The 22,263-nt window shown below is 71.7% G+C and carries 19 protein-coding genes; 12 read left to right on the top strand and 7 right to left on the bottom strand.

The genetic code is table 11. From position 1 onward, the window contains the following. Positions 1 to 18: 18 nt before the first annotated feature. From ACZ5VD_RS11615 to ACZ5VD_RS11595, 5 genes are all read left to right on the top strand, one after another. The gene (locus ACZ5VD_RS11615) at positions 19 to 996 is read left to right on the top strand and encodes an NADPH:quinone oxidoreductase family protein (protein ID WP_468549814.1); all 978 of its coding nucleotides are present in this window, start codon (positions 19 to 21) and stop codon (positions 994 to 996) included. Then, entirely contained in the window at positions 993 to 2,210 is a 1,218-nt protein-coding gene (locus tag ACZ5VD_RS11610; protein WP_468682094.1) for an acyl-CoA dehydrogenase family protein, read from the top strand. The genes ACZ5VD_RS11615 and ACZ5VD_RS11610 overlap by 4 nt, the downstream gene beginning before the upstream one ends. Continuing rightward, the gene (locus ACZ5VD_RS11605; RefSeq protein ID WP_468682092.1) at positions 2,207 to 3,298 is read left to right on the top strand and encodes an acyl-CoA dehydrogenase family protein; all 1,092 of its coding nucleotides are present in this window, start codon (positions 2,207 to 2,209) and stop codon (positions 3,296 to 3,298) included. The genes ACZ5VD_RS11610 and ACZ5VD_RS11605 overlap by 4 nt, the downstream gene beginning before the upstream one ends. Positions 3,299 to 3,482: 184 nt before the next feature. Beyond that, positions 3,483 to 4,340, top strand: a complete 858-nt coding sequence (locus tag ACZ5VD_RS11600; protein WP_468549811.1) for a phosphatidylinositol-specific phospholipase C/glycerophosphodiester phosphodiesterase family protein — start codon at positions 3,483 to 3,485, stop codon at positions 4,338 to 4,340. Positions 4,341 to 4,457: 117 nt separating this feature from the next. Further along, positions 4,458 to 4,652 carry a hypothetical protein gene (locus ACZ5VD_RS11595; protein WP_468549810.1) on the top strand — a complete coding sequence of 65 codons (195 nt, stop codon included), beginning with the start codon at positions 4,458 to 4,460 and terminating at the stop codon, positions 4,650 to 4,652. Positions 4,653 to 4,657: 5 nt separating this feature from the next. Here ACZ5VD_RS11595 and ACZ5VD_RS11590 read toward each other — a convergent pair whose 3' ends face one another. The 5 genes from ACZ5VD_RS11590 to ACZ5VD_RS11570 form a co-directional block, all read right to left on the bottom strand. Next, complete coding sequence (locus ACZ5VD_RS11590) at positions 4,658 to 5,899, bottom strand: phosphodiester glycosidase family protein (protein WP_468682090.1); 1,242 nt, start codon at positions 5,897 to 5,899, stop codon at positions 4,658 to 4,660. A gap of 228 nt (positions 5,900 to 6,127) precedes the next feature. Continuing rightward, positions 6,128 to 6,511, bottom strand: coding sequence for a DUF779 domain-containing protein (locus ACZ5VD_RS11585; protein WP_468549806.1), 384 nt, complete (start codon positions 6,509 to 6,511; stop codon positions 6,128 to 6,130). A 55-nt stretch (positions 6,512 to 6,566) separates the two neighbouring features. Beyond that, positions 6,567 to 7,343 (bottom strand): NUDIX domain-containing protein, encoded by a 777-nt coding sequence (locus tag ACZ5VD_RS11580; protein WP_468682087.1) that lies wholly within the window; start codon positions 7,341 to 7,343, stop codon positions 6,567 to 6,569. 28 nt (positions 7,344 to 7,371) lie between these two features. Then, complete coding sequence (locus ACZ5VD_RS11575) at positions 7,372 to 12,600, bottom strand: family 43 glycosylhydrolase (RefSeq protein ID WP_468682085.1); 5,229 nt, start codon at positions 12,598 to 12,600, stop codon at positions 7,372 to 7,374. Between the two features lie 224 nt (positions 12,601 to 12,824). Beyond that, on the bottom strand, positions 12,825 to 13,514 hold the full coding sequence (locus ACZ5VD_RS11570) for a LuxR C-terminal-related transcriptional regulator (RefSeq protein WP_468682083.1): 690 nt from the start codon (positions 13,512 to 13,514) through the stop codon (positions 12,825 to 12,827). A gap of 307 nt (positions 13,515 to 13,821) precedes the next feature. Between ACZ5VD_RS11570 and ACZ5VD_RS11565 the strand changes: the two genes are divergently transcribed. From ACZ5VD_RS11565 to ACZ5VD_RS11555, 3 genes are all read left to right on the top strand, one after another. After that, the gene (locus tag ACZ5VD_RS11565) at positions 13,822 to 15,459 is read left to right on the top strand and encodes an MFS transporter (protein WP_468682081.1); all 1,638 of its coding nucleotides are present in this window, start codon (positions 13,822 to 13,824) and stop codon (positions 15,457 to 15,459) included. A gap of 302 nt (positions 15,460 to 15,761) precedes the next feature. Further along, positions 15,762 to 16,736 (top strand): Lrp/AsnC family transcriptional regulator, encoded by a 975-nt coding sequence (locus ACZ5VD_RS11560; RefSeq protein WP_468682079.1) that lies wholly within the window; start codon positions 15,762 to 15,764, stop codon positions 16,734 to 16,736. Between the two features lie 155 nt (positions 16,737 to 16,891). Then, positions 16,892 to 17,095, top strand: a complete 204-nt coding sequence (locus ACZ5VD_RS11555) for a hypothetical protein (protein WP_468549801.1) — start codon at positions 16,892 to 16,894, stop codon at positions 17,093 to 17,095. Positions 17,096 to 17,138: 43 nt separating this feature from the next. Here the strand turns inward: ACZ5VD_RS11555 and ACZ5VD_RS11550 are convergent, their stop codons facing one another. After that, entirely contained in the window at positions 17,139 to 18,092 is a 954-nt protein-coding gene (locus ACZ5VD_RS11550; protein WP_468682077.1) for a hypothetical protein, read from the bottom strand. 9 nt (positions 18,093 to 18,101) lie between these two features. Next, positions 18,102 to 18,512 carry a hypothetical protein gene (locus ACZ5VD_RS11545; RefSeq protein ID WP_468682075.1) on the bottom strand — a complete coding sequence of 137 codons (411 nt, stop codon included), beginning with the start codon at positions 18,510 to 18,512 and terminating at the stop codon, positions 18,102 to 18,104. Positions 18,513 to 18,862: 350 nt separating this feature from the next. On the opposite strand from ACZ5VD_RS11545, the gene ACZ5VD_RS11540 reads away from it, so the two are divergent. The 4 genes from ACZ5VD_RS11540 to ACZ5VD_RS11525 all read left to right on the top strand — a co-directional run bounded on the left by ACZ5VD_RS11540 (position 18,863) and on the right by ACZ5VD_RS11525 (position 22,204). Beyond that, positions 18,863 to 19,444, top strand: a complete 582-nt coding sequence (locus tag ACZ5VD_RS11540; RefSeq protein ID WP_468549798.1) for a TetR/AcrR family transcriptional regulator — start codon at positions 18,863 to 18,865, stop codon at positions 19,442 to 19,444. 355 nt (positions 19,445 to 19,799) lie between these two features. Next, positions 19,800 to 20,894, top strand: coding sequence for an enoyl-CoA hydratase/isomerase family protein (locus tag ACZ5VD_RS11535; RefSeq protein WP_468549797.1), 1,095 nt, complete (start codon positions 19,800 to 19,802; stop codon positions 20,892 to 20,894). Positions 20,895 to 21,203: 309 nt separating this feature from the next. Continuing rightward, positions 21,204 to 21,425 (top strand): CbtB domain-containing protein, encoded by a 222-nt coding sequence (locus ACZ5VD_RS11530; RefSeq protein ID WP_468549796.1) that lies wholly within the window; start codon positions 21,204 to 21,206, stop codon positions 21,423 to 21,425. A 20-nt stretch (positions 21,426 to 21,445) separates the two neighbouring features. Then, on the top strand, positions 21,446 to 22,204 hold the full coding sequence (locus ACZ5VD_RS11525) for a CbtA family protein (protein ID WP_468549795.1): 759 nt from the start codon (positions 21,446 to 21,448) through the stop codon (positions 22,202 to 22,204). The last annotated feature ends 59 nt before the right edge of the window (positions 22,205 to 22,263 follow it).

Here is a 22,263-nt window from a genome sequence, read left to right as displayed (position 1 = left end):
GTCCCGTGGAGGCACCGCATGCAGGCTTGGCAAGTGCACGAGAACGGCGAACCGGGCGAGGTGATGCGCCTGGCGGACGTGGCGCGGCCCACGCCCGGCGACGGCCAGGTCCTGCTGAAGGTACGTGCCGCGAACATCAACTTCCCGGACGTGCTCATGGCCCGGGGCCACTACCAGGTCAGGCCGCCGCTGCCGTTCACGCCGGGCGTGGAGATCTGCGGCGAGACCGAGGACGGTCGACGGGTCATCGCCAACCCCGCCCTGCCGTACGGCGGTTTCGCCGAGTACGCCGTCGCGGACGCCGCCGCCCTGCTGCCCGCACCCGACTCGCTGGACGACGCCGAGGCCGCCGCCCTGCACATCGGCTACCAGACGGGCTGGTTCGGTCTGCACCGGCGGGCCCGGCTGGAAGCCGGCGAGACCCTGCTCGTCCACGCTGCCGCCGGAGGGGTCGGCAGCGCGGCCGTGCAGCTCGGGAAGGCGGCCGGCGCGACCGTGATCGGGGTCGTCGGCGGCGCCGACAAGGTCGCCGTCGCCCGGGAGCTGGGCTGTGACGCGGTGATCGACCGGCGCACCGAGGACGTCGTCGCCGCCGTGAAGGAGGCGACCGGCGGCCGTGGCGCCGACGTGATCTACGACCCGGTCGGCGGCGAGGCCTACACGCAGTCCACCAAGGTCGTCGCCTTCGAGGGCCGGATCGTCGTCGTCGGCTTCGCGAGCGGCACCATCCCCGCGCCGTCGCTCAACCACGCCCTGGTGAAGAACTACGCGATCCTCGGCCTGCACTGGGGTCTGTACAACACCAAGAACCCGAAGCTGGTCCAGCACTGCCACGAACAGCTCACCGAGCTGGCCGCCCGGGGTGCGATCAAGCCCCTGGTGAGCGAGCGGGTGCCGCTCGGCGGGGCCGCCGCGGCCGTGCAGCGGGTGGCCGACGGTGTCACCACCGGCCGGGTCGCCGTACTGCCGGGCCTCACCGAAGGAGGGCCGGCATGACCGACGCCGCCGAACTGCGCGACCGGACCCGGGAGTTGCTGGCCGCCTTCCCGCCGGCCGGTACCGACCGGCTCGACTTCCTCAGGGCCCGCTTCGACGCCGGACTCGCCTGGGTGCACTACCCCGAAGGGCTCGGCGGGCTCGGTGCCCCACGTTCCCTCCAGGCCGTCGTGGACGCCGAGTTGGAGGCCGCCGGCGCCCCCGACAACGACCCGCGGCGCATCGGCATCGGCCTCGGCATGGCCGCGCCGACGATCCTCAAGTACGGCACCGAGGAGCAGAAGCAGCGGTTCCTGAGGCCTCTGTGGGTGGGGGAGGAGGTCTGGTGCCAGCTGTTCAGCGAGCCAGGCGCCGGATCCGACCTCGCGGCACTGGGCACCCGGGCCGTCCGCGAGGACGGGGATCCCGCCGGATCGAGCGACACCGCGAGCGGGAGCACGTGGGTGGTCAACGGGCAGAAGGTGTGGACCTCCAGCGCCCATGTCGCCCGCTGGGCCATCCTCATCGCCCGCACCGACCCCGACGTGCCCAAGCATGCGGGCATCACCTACTTCCTCTGTGACATGACCGACCCGGGTGTCGAGGTACGGCCGCTGCGCCAGATCACCGGCGAGGCCGAGTTCAACGAGGTCTTCCTCACCGACGTCCGCATCCCCGACTCCCGTCGCCTCGGCGAGATCGGCGACGGCTGGCGGGTCGCGCAGACCACCCTCAACAACGAACGCGTCGCCATCGGCGGCATGCGACTGCCCCGCGAGGGCGGCATGATCGGCCCGATCGCCAGGACCTGGCGCGAGCGTCCGGAACTGCGCACCCACGACCTGCACCAGCGGCTGCTGACCCTCTGGGTCGAGGCCGAGGTCGCTCGGCTGACCGGCGAGCGGCTGCGCCAGCAGATGGCCGTCGGCCAGCCCGGCCCCGAGGGCGCCGGCATGAAGCTGGCGTTCGCCGGCCTCAACCAGGAGATCAGCGGACTGGAGGTCGAACTCCTCGGTGAGGAAGGCCTGTTGTACGACGACTGGACCATGCGCCGACCGGAACTGGTCGACTTCACCGGCCGGGACGCCGGATACCGCTACCTCCGCTCCAAGGGCAACAGCATCGAGGGCGGGACCAGCGAGGTCCTGCTGAACATCGTCGCGGAACGCGTCCTGGGCCTGCCCACCGAACCGCGCACCGACAAGGACGTCGCCTGGAAGGACCTGGCCCGATGACGGCACAGAGCGCACAGCCCGACCTGCTGTACTCGGAGGAGGAAGAGGCCCTGCGGGCCGCCGTACGGGACCTGCTCGCCGACCACTGTGACGCGCCTGGCGTCATCGCGCGCACCGAGTCCGGCGCTCCGCACGACCTCGCGGCCTGGAAGGCGCTCGCCGACGGTATGGGCCTGGCGGGCCTGCTGGTGCCCGAGGCGCAGGGCGGCCAGGGTGCCACGCACCGTGAAGCCGCCGTCGTCCTGGAGGAGTTGGGGCGCGCGGTCGCTCCCCTGCCCTACCTCACCAGTGCGGTCGTCGCCACCGAGGCGCTGCTGGCCTGCGACGCCGCAGAGCTGCTCGCCGAACTGGCGTCGGGGCGGAAGATCGGCGCCCTCGCCGTCGCGCTGAACGTCGCCGCGGGCGGCGCCTACAAGGTCGTACGCCATGAAGGCGGCGCCCTGCACGGAGAGTTGACCGGCATCGCGGACGCGGCGGTCGCCCACGTGCTGCTGGTTCCCGCGGACGACGGCGGGCTGTACGCGGTGGACGCGGAGGCGGCGACCGTCACTCCGCAGGTCTCCCTGGACCTGACCCGGCCCCTGGCGACCGTCACCCTGAGCGGGGCGCCCGGGCGGCTCCTGGGCGACGCCGAACCCGCCGTACGACGGGCCCTGCGCTCCGGATCCGGGCTGCTCGCCTCCGAGCAACTCGGGCTCGCGGACTGGTCGTTGACCGAGACGGTCCGCTACCTCAAGGAGCGCAAGCAGTTCAACCGGCCGGTCGGCGGGTTCCAGGCGCTCAAGCACCGGCTCGCCCAGCTGTGGCTGGAGGTCGTCAGCCTGCGGGCCGCCGCCCGGAACGCGGCGGACGCCCTCGCGACCGGCGAGGACGCCGACGTGGCGGTCGCCGTCGCCCAGGCGTACGCGGCGCCCGTCGCCGTGCGCGCCGCCGAGGAGGCGGTCCAACTGCACGGCGGCATCGGGATGACCTGGGAGCACCCCGCCCACCTGTACCTGAAGCGGTCGAAGGCCGACTCGATCGCGTACGGCACGGCGGGCGCCCACCGGGAGGCGGTGGCCGAACTCGCCGCCCTCCACGCCCCCTGACGGACACCTGGGCAACGCCCACGAGAAGCCCGCCCCACCTGGGGCGGGCTTTTGCGTGCGCCCCGCGCGAGCCGGATGAACGCATGGCGGCAGTCCGGCCAACTCCCCGCACGGCTCTGCTCCCTGGGCCCTCCCGGACCCATACTCGCTCACGTCCCCACCGGCCCTACCAGGGAGGCAGAGCATGGCCCTCACCACCCGTCGCAGAGCCCTCACCACCCTCGGCGCCGCCCTCGCGGGCACCGTCGTCCTGCCCGCCACCCGTGCGCTCGCCGGCGAACAGCGGCACGGCCCGCGTCCGTTGTGGCGCGCCCACGCCCACAACGACTACGAGCACCCGCGGCCCCTCCTCGACGCCCTCGACCACCGCTTCGGCAGCGTCGAGGCCGACATCTACCTCGTCGGCGACCAGCTCCTCGTCGCCCACGACCCGGTCGACCTCGACCCGGCCCGCACCCTCGAAGCCCTCTACCTCGACCCGCTCGCCGCCCGCGTCCGCGCCCACCACGGTTCCGTGTACCGGGGCCACCGCAGGCCCCTGCAACTGCTCATCGACATCAAGACCGAGGGCGCCTCGACGTACCTCGAACTCGACCGGCATCTGCGCCGCTACAAGGGCCTGTTCACGACGTACGCGCACGGCCGGGTGCATTCCGGGCCGGTCACCGCCGTCGTCTCCGGCGACCGCGCCGCCCGCACCCCCATGGAGGCGCAGACCGTCCGACGGGCCTTCTACGACGGCCGGCTCACCGACCTCGGCACCCCGGCGCCCGCCTCCTTCGTCCCGTTGATCAGCGACAACTGGACCCTCAACTTCACCTGGCTCGGGGTGGGCGCCTTCCCGGACGCCGAACGGCGCAAGCTGCGGACCCTCGTGCGCAGGGCCCACTCGCGCGGACAGAAGGTCCGGTTCTGGGCCACCCCGGACGTGGCCGGCCCCGCCCGGGACGCGCTCTGGGCCGAACTGCTCGCCGCCGACGTCGACCACCTCAACACGGACGACCTCGCCGGCCTGGAAGCCTTCCTGGACGCCCACCGCTAGAGCCTTCCCCTCGGACTTCACCTTTTCGGGGGACGGGTCAGCCGTCCGGCCAGAGCCTCCGCTACGCCACACTTGCGGCCGAACGCCGCGAAACGGGCGTGGCGGAGGAGGCCGACGATGGTGATCTCACTCTCTGTGGTGATGCTGCTGCTGATCCTGGCGGTGATCTTCCTGCGCGGTGGCGGACTGAAGGTCTCGCACGCACTGGTGTGCCTGCTGCTCGGCTTCTGCCTCGCCGGCACGGACATCGCCCCCACCATCAGCAGCGGTCTCGCGGCGACGGCCGACATCGTCGGCGGTTTCAGGCCCTGAGTTCCTCACGGCGTCGTGGAGAAGACGCCGATGCCGTTCGGGACGGGTCGTTCCGCGCCCCCGGTGGGGTGGTTGCGTACCGAGACGGCACTCGCGCCCGGCCCGCGCGTGACCAGGGTCGTCGAACCGCCGCCGTCCAGGCTGAAGGCGTCGGCCGCCCCCAACTCCCTCATGTTCTCCGCCACTTCGGCGACCGTCAGGCCGGATCGGTACTCGGGTGCCCCGTCCACCGCGAGCAGGAGGACCTGTCGGCCGCCGTCCGCGATACCCACGGCGGTGCGAACCGCCGAGGTCGTGGCGTCGAGCCCGGGCAGCGACCGGCCGCCCCGCAACACCGGGTAACCGCCGAGCGCGAAGAGGTACGGGATCCGCGAGGCGGACGCCACGAGGCCGTGCCGGACGGCCACCCGCTCGCCCGCGGAGAACTTCCGGAGCTGCTGTGCGCCCCCTTCGCGGCCGACGAGCACCGTGGTGTCCGGGCCGATCGCGCCGCTGCCGGGGCGGTCGGCCGTCGAGACGACGAACCCGTCACGGACCGTCACCTCGTAGGTGTCCGAACTGCAGGGCGCGGCCCGGTCGTTGTCCGTGCCGCAGGTGGCGCGGACCCGGGAGGCGCTGCCCCAGTCCTTGGTGAAGGCGCCGACCGACCCCACCGGCAGGGCGTACTGGTTGAGCCCGCCCAGCGGCAGCCGCACCTCGTCCGTGGTGACCGCCCCGTTCAGCGACAGGCGGTCAAGCCGGGCCCGCCGGTCGGTGCCGACGCCGATGACGTCCTCCGTGGTCGTACCCGGGGGCAACGCGGGCCCGAAGCGCTGCCCGTCGGGCACCGCCGCCTTCAGCACCCGGCCGTCCCCGATGGCGGGGCCCACGCTCGCGCCCGTCGCCTCGACACCGGGGTGCTGCGCCTCGGTGATGTTGAAGAAGTCGCCGTTCACCCCGGCGACCGCTGCCCGCCCGTCGGCCAGTTGCGAGACCGTGGCCCGCGCGGCCACCGCCCCGGGATACAGCAGCCCGAGACGAACCTGTGGGCGGTCCAGATCGACGCGCAGCAGATGGACCCGCGTCGGCCCGCCGACCCCGCGCAGGTCGATCCGCTCGTAGGCGACACCCGTCGCGATCCGGGCCGGATCCCCAGCGGCGCCGGCGGGACTCGCCCCGGTCAGGGTTATGGCGGTCAGGGCGATGAGCGCGGTGAGAATCGTCAGCACCGCCCTGCCCTGGACACAGCACCTTTGACCGCGCGTCACATCACTCCCTGAGGTCCCGTCAACTCTCTCAGTGCCCATGAGGTACGCGCCAGGTGACGATGTCCGTCGGAGTGACCGCGTGTTGACGACGGCGGCTCGGGAGGCACTGGACGCCCAGCAGTTCGAACCGATCGACAGCTGGATCGATGTCGTGCGGAGTGAGGTGCTCGTGCGTCGGCCGGATGTGTCGACGGAGTGGCTGAACGTGATCGCCAGGCTTTCTCGTGGTCAGGTGCCCACGAGCCGTGAGCGGATGAGGAAACGTACGCCCTCGGGTGCCTCCAGTGAGAAGCCGCTGCCCCGGCCCTCGACGACGTCCACGATCAGCCGGGTGTGACTCCACACCTCGTACTGGCTGCGGGAGATCCAGAACGTCACCGGTTCCCCGACGCCGGCCACGGTCAGTTCCGCGAGCAGGATGTCCGCGTCGCCGGTGCGGAACTCGCCGGCCGGGAAGCACATCGGGGCGCTGCCGTCGCAGCAGCCGCCCGACTGGTGGAACATCAGCGGACCGTGGGCCTCGCGCAGCCGGCGCAGCAGGTCGCAGGCGGCCGGGGTGAGTTCGACGCGGGGGACCTCGTCGTGGGCGGGGCGTGCGGATTCGTCGGCCATGGTCACCGAGTGCAGCACGGCGAAGGTTGCGAGAGGGTTGCGGCGGCCCGCCCGGTCAGCCGCCGTACGGGGTGAAGTGGGCCGGTGTGTGGTCGATCGGCAGGTCCGGGCGCCAGGCGGTGAGGCCCTGGGCGCTGCACACGAACAGGTTCTCCGGCAGCCGGTCCAGGGGGAACCAGCGCCAGTCGCCGACGCGTTCACCTGGCTGGTCGGAGGCCTCGCCGTGCCACGCCGTCACGACGGTGGCCACGGTGACCCGTACGACGTCCTCGACATGGTCGAGGAGCGTGCCCAGCAGCCGTACGTCCGCCGCTCGGGCCGTGACGCCGGTCTCCTCGACGAGTTCGCGCACGACCGTCTCCTGGAGGGACTCGCCGGGTTCGACGGTCCCGCCGGGCAGCTCCCAGGTGCCCCGGTGGTGGCGGCCCAGGAGCAGCCCGCGAGGGCCGTGCAGGATGGCGCCGACGCCGATCGCCGCGTGCGGGAGGGGCGGCCGGGAGGAACGGGGGCGGGACGAGACGCGGACGGGGCGGGTCGCCCGGAGCACCCGGTGGGTGGCCCGCTCGTCCTGGTCCGGCGTGTCGACGGCCTCGACGCGCAGCCCGTTCTCGGCGAACAGATCCGCCCAGGGTACCGGGGTGCGCGCCGAGGCCGGCACGGTGAGGTGGAGCACTCCGCCGGGGCGGAGCGCGGAGGCCAGGGAGGGCAGCAGTGCGCGGGGGTCGAGTTCCTGGACGGCGTCACCGACACGGATGACGTCGTACCGCTCCGCCGCGCGCAGTTGCTCGACGGCGTCGGCCGGTGAGCAGTGGCCGAGCTCCAGGACACGCACTGTGCCTCCCTCTGTTCCTACCCGCGGCTCACCTCCGGTGGCCGCCGACGGTGATGCTGCCGTTGGCCTTGGCCGCGGTGGTGTTGTCGTAGACCACGGCACCTCCGGCCTTCTTCCAGATCTTGATCCGGAAGAGGTCGGGGCGGTCCGTGGCGGTGATCCGGAAACCGTAGCCGCTTCTGCCGTCGACCGTGCCGGAGCCCTGGAAGATGGCCCGGGAGCCGGTGACCACGAGCCAGTCGGAGCCGGTGGAACGGAACTTCAGCCGGGCCGCGCCGAACTCGAAGGACGCCTTTCCGGTGGGCACGGTGGCCCCCTTGGCGTAGTCGGCGGTGAAGGAGAAGGCCGCCTTGCCGGTCAGCTTGGAGCTGGGCGGGTAGGCGCCCGCCGGCGAGGTGATGAAGCCGACTCCGGTCGTGGGCCCGGCCGTTCGGTCGTAGACGATCAGCTCGGGCAGGGTCGTCCGGTCCGAGGCGCCGTCGTCGTCGGTCACGGTGACCACGGGCCGGTGGATGCCCGCCGCGGTGTAGGTGTGGGCGGCCGAGCAGCGGGAGCCGGTGACGGTGCCGTTCGTCGGTTTGGCGCCGTCCTTCCAGTCGACGCTGCAGGTGTGGGTGTCACCGGTGCCGGGGTCGGCGAACGAGGCGGTGACGGTCGTACGGCGGTCCGCCGCGACCGGGGCCGTGGGGCCCTGGGCGGAGGTGATCACCGGGGCGGCGTTCGTGACGGTCACGGTCGCCGAGTCGGTGCCGCGACCGCCGGTCAGGGTGACCTCGTAGGTGCCGTTGTCGGTGCAGGTGAGCGTGGTCTTCGCCTTCTTGGCGTCGGCGAAGGTGCAGGGCGTGCCCTTGGCGGCGGTCCACTTGGCGGTGCCCGCACCCGAGAGGGTGCCGTTCAGCTGGATCTTGGCGCCCTCCTTGCCGGAGGCGTCCGGGCCGGCCCGGACGATGGTGACCGGGTCGATGCTCTCCAGGGTGGGAACGACCTTCTTCAGCAGGCCGTCGGCGTCGAACTCCAGCTTGTCGATGGTCGTTTCGCGGTGCATGCCGTCACCGCCCGGGATGGCGAAGCGGTGGTAGACGATGTACCAGTCGTCGGTGTTCGGGACGTGGACCACCGAGTGGTGGCCGGGGCCCTTGATGCCGAGCGAGAGATCCTTCTGCAGGATCACGCCCCGCTTGGTCCAGGGACCGGTGGGCGAGGAGCCGGTGGCGTAGGCGACCTGGTAGTTCTCGTCACGTGTGTCGTTCTCCGACCACATGAAGTAGTAGGTGCCCTTGCGCTTGATGACGAAGGTGCCCTCGTTGTAGTTGCTCGGGGTCATGTCGGTGACCTTCGAGGCGTCGAAGGAGACCATGTCGTCGTTGAGCGGGACCGCGTAGGCGCGGCCGTTGCCCCAGTACAGGTACGGCGTGCCGTCGTCGTCCGTGAAGACCGCCGGGTCGATCATCTGGCCCGGGTGGTCACCGGCCTTCAGCAGCGGCTTGCCCAGGGCGTCCTTGAACGGGCCGGTGGGCGAGTCGGAGACCGCGACACCGATGTTCGCGTCGGCGCAGAAGTAGAAGTAGTACTTGCCGTTCCTCTCCTCCATCGCCGGCGCCCATGCCCTGCTGTCCGCCCACGAGACGTCCGGACCCAGGTCCAGGATGACGCCGTGGTCGGTCCAGTGGACCAGGTCCTTGGACGAGTACGCCTTGAACTGCGTACCGCTCCAGCCCTCGAAGCCGTCGGTGGTCGGGTAGATGTAGAAGGTGTCGCCGAAGCGGACGATGTTCGGGTCCGCGTTGAGGCCGGGCAGGACCGGGCTCTTCAGTTCCCGGGCCGACACCGTCCAGGTGCGCTTCTTGCCGTCCGAGCCGGTGACCTCGTACTTCACCGGCTTGGTGAAGTTCTGCACGCTCCCGGAGGCGGGGCTGATCGCCGCGCCGTGGGCGAGGGTGAACTCCGGTGCCAGTCTGGTGAGATCGGTGCCCGGCTTCATCGGCAGGGTGATGCGGCTGCCGGCGTCGTCGATGATCGCGTCGGTCTTCTGCTGCGGGTGGGTGGCCCTGGCGATGCCCGTGGTGTTGCCGCTGATCTCCAGGACCTCGGAGGCCGTCAGGGCCCGGTTGTAGATCCGGAAGTCGTCGACCTCACCGCCGAAGTACGGGTCGGGGGAGTACATGGACCGGCCGATGTAGCCGCTGTAGTCCTTGTCCGCGTCGTACAGGTCGGACGGTTCGACGCTGACGTCGGTGGCGCGGGACACCTCGATGCCGTCCAGGTAGAGGACCGCCGTGCCCGAGCCGCCGTCGATGGTGACGGTGACGTGCTGCCACTTGTCGACGGCGAGCCGGGTGCCCGACAGCTTCTTCTCCGCACCCCAACTCGCCGCCGTGATGGCCGAGTAGAGGGACGAGGAGCCGTTGGACGGGCTGGCGAAGAGGTACTTGTCGCTGTCCGGGCCGAGGCCGAACAGCCACTGCCAGTTGTCGCCGCCCTTCCACTTCGCGTACGTGGAGACGGTGACGCTGTCGGCGTTCTTCAGCACGCCGTTCGGGATCTTGACGTACGGGGAGGTCGTCGAGCTGCCGGAGCCGCCGGACATCTTGAACGAGCCGCCCTCGACGCCGGTCCCGAAGTCGGGGGTGCGGACGTAGGTGCCGTGGTAGCCGTGGCCGCTGGAGTCGCGGGCGATGCTGCCGCCGGTCTCGTCGAAGCCGTAGTGCAGGAGCAGGTCGGCCGGGACGTCCGGGCCCTCGGTGGAGACCGTGACCTCGGCGGTGACGTCGATCGCCGCGTCGCCCGGCAGGTCGCCCTTCACCGTGAAGGTGCCGGCCTGCGCGTACTGCGAGGGGGCCACGTCCTCCCAGGTGACGGCGACGGGCCGCTTGGCGCCGTCGGCGAACTCCGCGATGACGGTGGCCGGCAGGACGGGGGCGTCACCGATGCGCGTCTTGACCTTGGTGCCCTCGACGCTCGTGACGATCTGGTCCGGCTGGTAGGTCTGCAGCAGCCGGTCGTACTCGGCCTGGGTGACCGGGAGCACGGTGCCGTGCCGGGGCTTGGACGGCAGGTCGTAGTCGGTGGACGGGGTCCACGCACCGGACGCCAGGTCGGTCGTCTCGAAGGGGATGTAGCCGCGCCCGCCGAACTCGTCGAGGAACGCGTACCACTTCTCCTCGGTGTTGGACTTGAACACCAACGGGCCCTCGGCCGCGCTCATCTCGCCCTTGCCGATGCCCTCGGCGACCGCGGTCCAGGAGAGGTTGCGGAGCGTGTCGCTCTTCTCCTCGAAGATGAACTTGCTGTTGGGCGTGGAGGAGGAGTTGTTCCGCTCGTCCTTGGAGAGGCGGAAGTACGTGCCGTCGTGCTGGATGACCGTGGAGTCGATGACCGAGTAGCCGCGGTCGACCCAGACCTTGGGCTCGCTGAAGGTGTAGAAGTCGCGGGTCGTCGCGTACATCATGCGGTTGTACGTGTCGCCGGAGTGGGCCTCGTTGTCGTACAGCTTCGACGCCCAGAAGACGACGTACTCGCCGAGCGACTCGTCGTAGTACGCCTCGGGGGCCCAGGTGTTGCCGGCCGCGTCGGGGGAGATCTTGACCAGGCGCTGGTTGGTCCAGTTCACCAGGTCGGTGGACTCCCACACCATGATGGACTTGCTGCCGGTGCGCTGGGAGGCGTCCCAGTCGCCGTTGCCGTAGATCCTGAGGTCGGTGGCGATCTGGTAGAACTTGTCGCCCTCGGGGGAGCGGATGATGAACGGGTCGCGCAGGCCCTTCTCACCGAGCGTGGAGGTCAGGACGGGCTTGCCGTCGTTCAGCTCCCGCCACTTCAACGGGTCGTTTCCCTTGCTGAGAGCCGAGTAGAGCTGCTCGCCGTCCGAGGTTCCCTCGCCGGTGAAGTAGCTGAACATGTAGCCCTTGTAGGCCTGCTTCTCGGGCAGTTCGGGGACCTTCGCGGTGAAGACGCGGGTGGTCTCGGCGTCGCCCTTGGTGACGGTCGCGGTCAGCTCGACCGTGGTGGTGCCGTCGCCGTGCGCGGGGCGGTGGACCAGGCCCGCGGCCGAGACGGCGTCCGGCTTCGCGGAGGACCAGGCGACCTTGGTGCCGAGGGTGCCGGTGGCCGGGAGGGTGAGGTTGCCGCGGACGTCGTCGAGGTTGTGCACGGTGAGCGCCTCGGCGGCCCGCTGGACGGCGGTCGCGTCGTCCACGGCGGGGAGGACCGTGATGTCGAAGGTCCTGGTGGCGCTCACGGTGCCCTTCTTCAGGGTCGCCGTGAGCGTGGCGTGGCCGTCCGGCTCACCGGAGGCGGGGCGTGTCACAGCGCCGGAGTCCGACACCACGTCCGTGTTGTCGCTCTCCCAACTGATGGTCGAGCCGCCGGCCGTACCGGTCCTGGGCAGGTCCAGATCGGCGGTCACCGCGCTGGTGTCGCCCAGGCCGAGGGCCGCCTTGTCGGCGGCGACGCCCTGCTCGGCCACGGGGAGCGAGAGCTGCTCGACCTCGGAGTCGGCCAGGGCACGGTCGTAGACCCGGAAGTCACGGATCTTGCCCTTGAAGAGCTTGTCGCTGGTGTAGACCGACTTGCCTATGTAGTTGGCGGTCGTGGTGCCCGAGCCGATGGACCCCGGGGTGACGGTGACCGACGTGTTGCGGCCGACCTCCACGCCGTCCTCGTACAGCACGGCGGTGCTGCCGGTCTGGGTGTAGGTGAGCTGCTTCCACACCGAGCGGGTCAGGTTGTGCGAGTCGGTGGGCCGGGTGTTCTGCTCGGTCGACCAGTTGCCGGAGGCGATGGCGGTGCGCAGCGGGTTGCCGGTGGCGAAGAGGTAGCCGTTGCCCGTGCCGCTGCTGGTGTTGCCGAAACCGTAGACGAAATACGGGGTGCTCTGCGACTCGTCCATCAGCACGTCCATGGAGACGCTGATCGAGTCCATGCCCTTCATGACGTCGTTCGGCACCTTGATGTAGGTGTCCGAACCGTTGAAGGCGAGGCCCTGGCCGTCGCCGGTCCAGCCCGCGGTGCCGTTGACGGTGCCGTCACGGCCGTGGCCGGAGGCGTCGGTGGCGGTGCTGCCCGAGTCGGCGTCGAGCGGGTACCAGAGGGCGAGTCCGTCGGTGATCTCCGCGGCCTCGGCCGTGGGTGCCGACTGCGCGGCCTGGGCGTGGACGGTGGGACCGGCGAGGCCCAGGAGCAGTGAGGCGGCGGTGAGTCCGGCGAGCTGACCCGCCTGACGTCTCGCGCGGGCGCGAGGTCGTGTGCTGTACGGCATGTGGACTTCCCCTGCTGAGACACGGTTGACGAAGGGGGCCTCGGCCAGGGGCGCCCTGCCGTTTCGGCTGTGTGACGTCGTGTTGCGAGAGTGTCAATCGACGTGAGGCGCAGCGTCAAGAGGTATCGAACAATGTCCGACAGGTCGAACGACCTGGTGGGAAGGGGGTGTTGGCGCGGGTGTGGGGGTGGGGCTGCCGGGTCCGCTCGTCGCCGGTCCGGTGGTCAGGCCGGCCGCACGAGGCCCGACTCGTAGGCGAACACCACGGCCTGGACCCGTGCGCGGGCGCCGATCTTGCCGAGGATGTTGCTGACGTGGGACTTGACGGTGGTCGGGGCGATTGACAGTCGTTCGGCGATCTCCGTGGTGGACCAGCCGGTGGCCACGGCGACCAGGACGTCGCGTTCGCGCTCGGTCAGGGCGTCGAGACCGGCCTCCCGCCGCGTGGCGAGGCGGACGGGGCGCTCCTGGCGCACGGCGTCGATCAGTGTCCGGGTCAGCCCCGGGGTGATCACGGCGTCGCCGGTGGCGACGATACGGACGGCGGCGATCAGCTCGTCCGCGGTGGCGTCCTGGAGCAGGAACCCGCGGGCCCCGGCGTGCAGGAGGGCATGGGTGTGCGCTTCGGGGCCGGTGTCGGTGAGGACGAGTACGTACGGGGGTTTGCGCACGGCGTCCGAGGGGTGGGCGGGCGCGGGGGGCCGGGTGATGCGGCGGATGGTGTCGTGGGTGTCGGTGCCGGGATCGCGGGCGTCCAGCAGGACGACGTCGGGGCGGAGTTCGGTGCTCAGGCGGATCGCCTCGAAGTAGCCGGACGCCTCACCGACGACGGTCAGGTCGGGGTGGTCCGCGAGGAGCATCCGGAAGCCGAGGCGCTGCAGGGTCTGGTCGCTGACGACGAGTACGGAGGTCATGGCGGGTGGTCCCCTCCCGTTCTCCACTGAACGAAACCGTTTCGTTCCCATCGAAAGACTAGCTTCGACCTCTATCGAAACGGCATCGTTTCTTTTGTGGTGTGGGTCACATGTGCGGACCCGGGGGCCGGGCGTCGGAGGGCCCCGTGGACCGTGGATGTCGAGAAGTCCCGGAAAACCCGTCCCCGATGTCGGTTTTCCCGGTCCCGGCCGCGGTGGCTGGATTCGGTCGACGGCCGGGCCGAAGGTGGCGGACGCCGGTCCACCCCGCGGTCCGGCGCACCCAGCGCCTCAAGGGAGAAACTCCGTGAACGCCTCGACCCCGGCGAACGCGCCGCAGGAACGGCGAGCCGCCACGCTCGTCATGGCCTGCGTCGGCGTGTTCGTCGCCTATTTGCCGGTGACCACCGTCTCGGTGAGCCTGCCCGCCATCCAGCGGGCGCTGAACGCCTCGACGTCCCAACTGGCCTGGGTGTCCGACGCGTTCGTCCTGCCCATGGCCGCCCTCATCCTCACCGCGGGCGTCTTCGGCGACGTCCACGGCCGCAAACGGGTCTTCCAGGCGGGCCTCGCCCTCACCGCCCTGGGCGCGCTCGTCTCCCTGTGCGCCCACTCCGTCCAACTCCTCTGGGTGGGCCAGGCCCTGGCCGGGCTGGGCTCCGCCGCCCTGCTGCCCACCACCCTCGCCCTGATCGGCCACGCCGTCCCGGACCCGCGCGAGCGCGGCAAGTTCATCGGCCTGTGGGCCACGTCCCTCACCGCCGCCCTGGCCCTGGGACCGGTCATCGCCGGTACCGTCCTCGATCACTTCGCCTGGCGCTGGATCTACCTCCTGCCCCTTCCCGTCGCCCTCGCCGCGGCGGCCTTCGCGGCCAGGCTGCTGACCGACTCCCGCGCCCCCGGCACACGCCGGCTGGACTGGCCCGGCCAGATCAGCGCCGCGCTGACGATCACCGCACTCGTCTACGGGATCATCGAGGGCGGTGCCACCTCGTTCTCCGACGTGAAGGTCGTCGTGGCGCTGTCCACCGCCGCGGTCGCCGCCGTGGCGTTCGTCCTCGTGGAGCGGGCCGGCACCGACCCGATGCTGGACCTGGGGCTGTTCCGCAGCCCCGCCTTCACCGCCACCACCCTGATCGCCATGATCAGCTTCCTGGGCCTCATCGGGTTCTTCTTCGCCCTCAGCCTCTACTTCGGCATGGTCCAGCGCCTCTCCACCCTCGACGCCGCCTGGCGCCTGCTGATCGTCACCCTGGGCCCCCTCCTGCTCGGCGCCCCCGTCGGCCGGCTCGTCCACCGGGTCTCACCGCGCCTGCTCATCCCCGGCGGCCTGCTCCTCACCGCCGCCGCCCTGTTCTCCCTCACCGGCATCGGCGCGCACACCTCGTTCGGATCGCTCGCCTGGCGGCTGGCCCTGCTCGGCCTCGGCCTGGCCTTCGTCATCACGCCGATGACCGCCACCGCCGTCAACTCGGTGCCCTTCCGCCAGGCCGGTATGGCCGCCGCCGCCAACAACGCCTTCCGCCAGGTCGGCGCCGCCCTCGGCCCCGCCGTCCTCGGCGCCCTGCTGTCCACCGAGGCCCTCGACGCACTGCCCGGCCACCTCACCGACGCCGGCCTCGACGGCCGGACCGTCGAACAGGTCCAGGCGGTCGCCGAACACGGCGGCATCGGGGCCGTCGCCGGCGCCGACCTCGGAGCGGACACCCCCCGCGTCCTAGGCGCGCTGTCCGAGGCCTTCCTGGACGGCCTCCACCTCTGCCTGGTCGTCGCCGCCGTACTGGCCCTGCTCGCTGCCGCCGTCGGCGCGCTCCTGCTGCGCCGCCCCCAGCACCCGGCACCGCCCGTGAGCGTCGGCCCCGGCCGGGCCGCACCGGCCGCCGCGCCGGTGGCCGAGGGGCCCGAAGCAACCCTCTCGCCGGTCGGACGCGTCACTGGAGGGTGACACCGGACGTACCGGGCGGGCGTGCCGAGCGGAACGCCGGCCCGGTACCGGCGCCGTCCGTGGGGACGGGTACGGCGCCACACGCGGGGCCCGGGACCGAGCACGACGGTCCCGGGCCCTGTGACACGACACGGCCCGGCCTCACCGACGGCCCCCGGCACCCGCCATACCTTCGACCGGCGGCCCGCCGGGCCGCCGACCACGATCGGCGACGATGACGATGGAGACGTCGATCGATGGCGACGACGGCGACGACCGCCGGTGACGACGGCCTCGTTCCGCCCCGGACCAGAAGGGCCGCCATGGCTTCCCAGCCCCTCGACGCACTCGACCTGAAGCTGCTCCAGGCCCTGCAACTCGACGGACGGGCATCGTTCAGCCGGATCGCCGAGGTGCTCGGCGTGTGCGACCAGACCGTCGCGCGACGCTTCCGGCGGCTGCGCACCACGGCCGGCCTCCGGGTGGTCGGCGTGCCGGACGAGAGCAGACTCGGCCGGGCCGGCTGGATCGTCCGGATGCGCTGCACCCCGGACGTCGCCGAGCAACTGGCGACCGCCCTGGCCCGCCGCTCCGACACCTCCTACGTCGACCTCATCTCCGGCGGCACCGAGGTGCTGTGCGCGATGAAGCCCCGCAACCGGCAGGAGCGCGACGAACTCCTCTTCGACCGACTCCAGCGCACCCCCCGCGTCATCTCGGTCAGCGCCCACTGCCTGCTCCACCTCTTCTACGGCGGCCCGCTCGGCTGGCTCGACAAGATCCGGGCGCTGGAGCCGGACGAGGAGGCGGCGCTGCGCCGGCCGCGGGCCGAACCGGATGACGCGCCCGTCTCCCTCGACCCGGCCGACGAGGCTCTCGTGGCCCTGCTCCGGCGCGACGGACGGGCCCCCTTCAACGAACTGCAGGCCGCGACCGGCCAGTCCGAGGCCGCCGTCAAACGACGCGTGGAACGGCTGTGCTCCTCGGGAGCCCTCTACTTCGACGTGCAGCACAGCAGGGAATCCCTGGGCCACGGCGTCGGCGCGATGCTCTGGCTCACCGTGGCCCCCTCCGCCCTCTCCGCCGTCGGACAGGCACTCGCGGAGCACCGGGAGGTCAGCTTCGCCGCGGCGATCACGGGACAGGCCAACCTGGTGGCGGCCGTCGTCAGTCGTAGCACGGGCGACCTCTACCGCTACCTGAGCGAGAGGATCGGCGCGCTCGACGGCGTCCGGTCCGTCGAGACGACACTCACCCTGCGCCAGGTCAAACAACTGACCTACGAACCGACCCGATGACCGCACCGCTGCCGATCGGCAGGAACGCTCGGGCGGCTACGACGAGTTCGTGGCGTGGGTGGCCATGCGACGGGTGGCCGTTCGGCGGACGGTGTCCCGGGCGTCGGTTCGCGGCCGGCCGCCGGAGGGGCCACCGCGTCCGACCGACGGGGGTCGTGGTCAGCCATGCGCGACCGTTCCGCGTCCGGTCGGTCGAAGCGTGGACGGTGCGGGACGTCGCGGCGGAGTTCCATCGGCCGGCCGCCCTGTACGGCCGTACCTTCGACCCGGCGTTCGCGCTGCACGCCGCGGTGCGGGAGGTCCGGAACAGCCGTTCCCACCCGTACGAGTGGGCGCCCCTCGTGCACTTCGGGCCGTAGGCGCTGGTCCCGTCGCGGTCGCTGCCCCGGCTCAGGTCCCGGTTCAGTCGCCGGGGGTGAACACCAGAGCCGGGTCGTCGGAGCCGCGGTACACATAGGCCGTCAGCCGGAGCCCCGCGTCCGGCTCCTCCGCGGCGGTCGCCGGGAGCGGATGGCGCAGCGCTCGGTACAACTGCTGACGGTGCAGGTCGAACGCGACCTGCAACAGGATCGCGTAGTCCTGACAGGCGCGCGGCAGCCACCACCCCCAGGCGCCGAGCACGAACAACAGAGCCGACAACGCCCAGGGGGTCCAGTACACGGCGGGCAGCACCAGCACGGCCCACAACCCCGCGGCTACGGCGGCGTCCAGGCGCTGCCGGGCGGCGGAGAGATCCTGCTGGAAGCTCTCGGGCAGCAGGGTCCACAGATGCGGCCAGAGCAGCACCGCGTCCAGACCGTACTTGTGATGGGGCTCGGCCTCGGCGGCCCGCAGAATGTTCCCGACCCGCGTCGGCATGGCCAGAGCCGGATCGCGCGGGCTCCACCGCAGTCGCGCCTCCAGCCGGACGTACTCGGCGCGTTCCGCTGCGCTCAGCGGCGCCGGTGGCCCGGCACCCGTGGCCGTCGGGGCCGCTTCCAGCCGTGGGTACAGCGCCCTCCACTCGGCGGAGTCGGCCGCGCGCCGTCGGGTGTGCCGCTCGCACAGCCACCCGCTCACGGAGGACAGGAACCGGGGCCAGTAGCCCTCCAACAGGCGCAGCGCGGGAAGGGTCAACTGCCGCATGAGCAGAGCGGATCCGACGAGCCCGACCAACGCCACCAGCAGCAGCGCGAGCTGTTCACCGGCGGGCATCGTCCCCACGGCATCCAGTCGCCCCGCCAGGGCCTGCCGGGGACGCGGTTGTCCGGCGGCCCAGGCCAGCGTCATGACCAGCCAGTACACCGCCGCGGCCAGCCCCGTGGCGAGCCACCGCTCGACCAGCTTCCCGGCGGCCGCGCTCCAGAAGGTCGGCACCGCGCCCCGCTACGCTTCGCGGCCGAGCAGGTAGGCGCATGCCGAGCAGCGCGGCACCGGTTCGCCGACGAAGCCGCGGGTCCAGGTGTCGGGCTTCGTGCACACCGGGTTCCCGCACACGAACTTCGTGGCCGACGCGGCGGGGACCGGCCCCCCTGCGAGCCCTTGGTATCCGCTTCCGGCTCCCGGCGTGCTCCGTTCGCCGTCCTGGCCGTCCTGGCGGAGCCTTGCCTCGGCCCAGGACCTGACGCGGATGTCGGCGTGCACGGCGCGACGCAGCTCCTCGGTCCCTCCGACACCGCCCGAGGCCGCGAGCGCGTGGTGGATCTCCTCCGCGATCCGGGGAGCGTCCGTGCCGACGAGGGTCGGCAGCATGGCGAGTACTTCCCTGGCAAGATCCGCCGACACCCGGCCGTCCATACGTCGCCTCCCCGTCGGCACCCGCCCCGCTACAACACCCCGGCACGCGCCCCGACAGGCCCCACCGTCCAACAGGACCCGATGCGGAGACCATCGGGCGCTGCCGATGCCCTGCCGCTGTCCTGCTCCTGTCCTGTTCCGTCCTGTGCGCGTGCTGGGACGCAAGTCTGGCAGCTGTCCCGGTGTCGTGTGAGGGGATCGCCGGTGCTCGGCCGGTTCCAGGGCCGCCCTGCCGTGCGAGGGGCTCCGCTATGGTGACGACAAGCGGACAGCAGTCCACTCATGAGGCATGTAGCGGACGGCTGTCCGGTTGCGTGAGAGGGTTCCGGCGGGAGCCCGGAGGAGGGCGAGTGGAGCCGAGGAGTGAGGCGCCCCAGCGCTCGGACGCGCAGCGCAATCGTGAGCGCATCCTGGAAGTGGCGCTGGTCGAACTGACGCGTTCCCCGGACGCCCCGTTGAGTGCCATCGCCAAGAAGGCGGGGGTCGGGCAGGGCACGTTCTACCGCAACTTCCCCAGTCGTGAGGCGCTCGTCCTGGAGGTCTACCGCCACGAGGTGCGGCAACTCGTCGACAGTGCGGCCCAGTTGCTGGAGACCCGGGAGCCCGACCGGGCCCTGCGCGAATGGATGGACGGTCTCGCCCGCTTCGCCCTCGCCAAGGCCGGACTGGCCGACGCCCTGCGTCAGGCCACCAGTGCGACGGGGAACCCGGCGAAACCCGGGTACGCGCTGGTGGTCGCCGCGATCGAGCTGCTGCTCAGGGCCAATCACGAGGCCGGAACCATCCGGCCGGGCGTGACCGCCGACGACTTCGCCCTCGCCATCGCGGGCATCTGGCAGATCGACCTTCATGGGGACTGGCAGTCCCAGACCGCCCGGCTCCTGGACCTCATCATGGACGGTCTGCGTACGGGGGCTCCCGGGCGGCGGTGAGGGTGTCCGGGCGGCCCGATGGAACGGACAGCTGTCCGCTACCCTCGCCGGTAGTGGACAGCTGTCCGTTTATTCTGGTCGGGGACGTCGAGTTCCGCACGGCGACCACGGCATGCCGAGCGACCTGCCGCTGATGGGTATGTCAGGGCCTGTCGAGGTCGCCGGCACGGGCGCCCGGCCGACGTGATCCGGCGCCTTCACTAGATTGGCCAAGGTGTCCGAAGATCCGCGGGCACCGAACCCGCGTGCGGCGGTCCGGCCGTCCGCCGCCGACACCGGCCACCAGCCGGACACTGTAAGGAGCGAACGAGATCATGCGTGTCATCGTGGCCCGTGGCCTGACCGAGGCGTCCGGATGAGCGCCGCCGCTGATTCCGTCCTGCTGCGTACCGAGGGGCGCGCCGCGTACCTCACCCTCAACCGTCCCAAGGCGCTCAACGCCCTGACGCATCACATGGTCCGCCGCATCGACGAGGCCCTGACGGCCTGGGAGCGGGACGCGGCCGTGGAGACCGTCGTCCTCACCGGCGCGGGGGAGCGGGGCCTGTGCGCGGGCGGCGACATCCGGGCCATCCACGACGACGCCCGCGACGGCGACGGCACGGCGGCCGCCGCGTTCTGGCGCGACGAGTACCGGCTCAACGCCCGAATCGCCCGCTACCCGAAGCCGTACGTCGCCGTCATGGACGGGATCGTGATGGGAGGCGGCGTCGGTGTCTCCGCGCACGCCGGCGTCCGTGTCGTCACCGAGCGGTCGCGGATCGCCATGCCCGAGACCGGCATCGGCTTCGTGCCCGACGTGGGCGGCACCCATCTGCTCGGCCTCGCACCCGGCGAACTCGGCACCCACCTGGCACTGACGGGCCGTCAAGTCGGCGCGGCCGATGCCCTGGTGTGCGGACTCGCCGATCACTTCGTCCCCGCCGAGGCGCTGCCACGGCTGGTCGGCGACCTGGCCCGGCTCCCGGTGCGCGACGCGCTGGCGGCACATGTCCGCCCGGCACCACCCGGGGAACTCGCCGCCCACCGCCCCTGGATCGACGCCTGCTACACCGCGCACACCGTCGAGGAGATCGTCGGACGGCTCCTCGACCACGGCGACCGCGAAGCCAAGGAGACGGCCGAGACCCTGCTCGCCAAGTCGCCCACCGCGCTCAAGGTCACGCTGGCCGCCCTGCGGCGCGCCCGACGCCTGGGCTCCCTGGAGCGGGTCCTCGACCAGGAGTACCGCGTCTCCTGCGCCGCCCTCACCGCACCCGACCTGGTGGAGGGCATCCGCGCCCAGATCATCGACAAGGACCGCGATCCGCGCTGGTCGCCGTCGACCCTCGCCGACGTCCACGACACGGACGTCGACCGCTTCTTCGCCCCCCTCGGCGAGCGCGAACTCGGGCTCGGTCCGGGGCGCGGACCCGCCGGACAGGGCACCGCCCAACAGACGCCCAGGTGAAGGAGGGCACGGGCCCTTGCGCCGATACGCGAGCGCCCGCGTTCCGTCACCGCTGACCCGCGGGCCGCACCGGCCACGTCACCTGGTACGAGAGGTGGATCACGCCAGGTGGCGCGGTCTTGGCCATGCACGCGACACGCGGTAGCGTCAGTGCGATATCGACGACGGCGACACGGAAGCCGGTGGGAATCCGGCACGGTCGCGCCACTGTGTACGGGACGCTCCCTCGGGAGCGCCCGAAGTCAGACCCGTGGCCGTCGTCATGTGCACCACCGAGATGGGACGCGAACTCCCAGAGGAGGCCCTGCCATGGCGCAGCATGTCGCCCAGCCGCCTGTCACCACCCCGGCCATTCCGGCAAAGCTGCCGCTCAAGGACATCGCCCCCTGGGCGGTCTTCTTCGGCGTCCTGATGCTTGTCCTGCTGTACTTCGTCGGCGCCGAACAGGGCGCCACCGCGGTCGTCTCCGGCGAGAACGTCCACGAGTGGGTCCACGACGCCCGTCACCTGCTCGGCTTCCCCTGCCACTGACGAAGGACGCCGCGCACCCCATGAACTCCGCAACGGTAAGAAACCTCCTCGTGCGGGGCATGCTCGCCGGCCTCGGCGCCGGCGTGCTCGCCCTGATCGTCGCCTACTTCCTCGGTGAGCCGAGTGTCGACGGCGCCATCGGCTTCGAGGAATCCCACGCCCCGGCCCACGAGCACGAGGTCGAACTCGTCTCCCGCAGCCTGCAGTCCACGGCCGGCCTGGCCACCGGAGTGCTGCTGTACGGGGTGGCGTTCGGCGGCATCGCCGCCCTCGCCTTCTGCTTCGCCCTCGGCCGTGTCGGCCGCTTCACCCCGCGGGCCACCGCGCTGCTGCTGTCCGGCTGCGCGCTGCTCGCGGTCTACGTCGTGCCGTTCCTGAAGTACCCGGCCAACCCGCCGGCGGTCGGCGACCACGAGACCATCGGGAAGCGGACCACGCTGTACTTCCTGATGATGGTGCTCAGCGTGCTCCTCGCGGTCGGCGCCGTCATCCTCGGCAAGCGGCTCGCACCCCGGCTGGGCAGCTGGTACGCCACCGTCACCGCGGTGGCCGCCTTCGTGGTCGTGATCGGGCTGGCGTACGCCTTCCTGCCGACGATCAACGAGGTGCCCGGGGACTTCCCGGCCGCCCTCCTGTGGCGGTTCCGGCTCTCCACCCTCGCCATGCAGATCACCCTGTGGGGCGGATTCGGTCTCGCCTTCGGCGAGTTGGCCCAGCGGCTGCTGCATCCGAAGCCCGCGGCGGTCGCCTCGGGCGGAGCAGTCGCCGCCCCGAACTGACCGGACCCGGCCGGGACACGCTGACATGACCCGAGACGCGAGAGGGCCCACGGAACCAT

This window comes from Streptomyces sp. NPDC032822 (assembly GCF_055578825.1).
This window is presented reverse-complemented; position numbering and strand designations above follow the sequence as displayed.

Excerpts from the sequence above, each read along its gene's own strand:
- ACZ5VD_RS11615 (WP_468549814.1), top strand. The coding sequence starts at position 19 with ATGCAGGCTTGGCAAGTGCACGAGAACGGCGAACCGGGCGAGGTGATG.
- ACZ5VD_RS11610 (WP_468682094.1), top strand. The coding sequence starts at position 993 with ATGACCGACGCCGCCGAACTGCGCGACCGGACCCGGGAGTTGCTGGCC.
- ACZ5VD_RS11605 (WP_468682092.1), top strand. The coding sequence starts at position 2,207 with ATGACGGCACAGAGCGCACAGCCCGACCTGCTGTACTCGGAGGAGGAA.
- ACZ5VD_RS11600 (WP_468549811.1), top strand. The coding sequence starts at position 3,483 with ATGGCCCTCACCACCCGTCGCAGAGCCCTCACCACCCTCGGCGCCGCC.
- ACZ5VD_RS11595 (WP_468549810.1), top strand. The coding sequence starts at position 4,458 with ATGGTGATCTCACTCTCTGTGGTGATGCTGCTGCTGATCCTGGCGGTG.
- ACZ5VD_RS11585 (WP_468549806.1), bottom strand. The coding sequence starts at position 6,511 with ATGGCCGACGAATCCGCACGCCCCGCCCACGACGAGGTCCCCCGCGTC.
- ACZ5VD_RS11575 (WP_468682085.1), bottom strand. The coding sequence starts at position 12,600 with ATGCCGTACAGCACACGACCTCGCGCCCGCGCGAGACGTCAGGCGGGT.
- ACZ5VD_RS11570 (WP_468682083.1), bottom strand. The coding sequence starts at position 13,514 with ATGACCTCCGTACTCGTCGTCAGCGACCAGACCCTGCAGCGCCTCGGC.
- ACZ5VD_RS11560 (WP_468682079.1), top strand. The coding sequence starts at position 15,762 with ATGGCTTCCCAGCCCCTCGACGCACTCGACCTGAAGCTGCTCCAGGCC.
- ACZ5VD_RS11545 (WP_468682075.1), bottom strand. The coding sequence starts at position 18,512 with ATGGACGGCCGGGTGTCGGCGGATCTTGCCAGGGAAGTACTCGCCATG.
- ACZ5VD_RS11535 (WP_468549797.1), top strand. The coding sequence starts at position 19,800 with ATGAGCGCCGCCGCTGATTCCGTCCTGCTGCGTACCGAGGGGCGCGCC.
- ACZ5VD_RS11530 (WP_468549796.1), top strand. The coding sequence starts at position 21,204 with ATGGCGCAGCATGTCGCCCAGCCGCCTGTCACCACCCCGGCCATTCCG.
- ACZ5VD_RS11525 (WP_468549795.1), top strand. The coding sequence starts at position 21,446 with ATGAACTCCGCAACGGTAAGAAACCTCCTCGTGCGGGGCATGCTCGCC.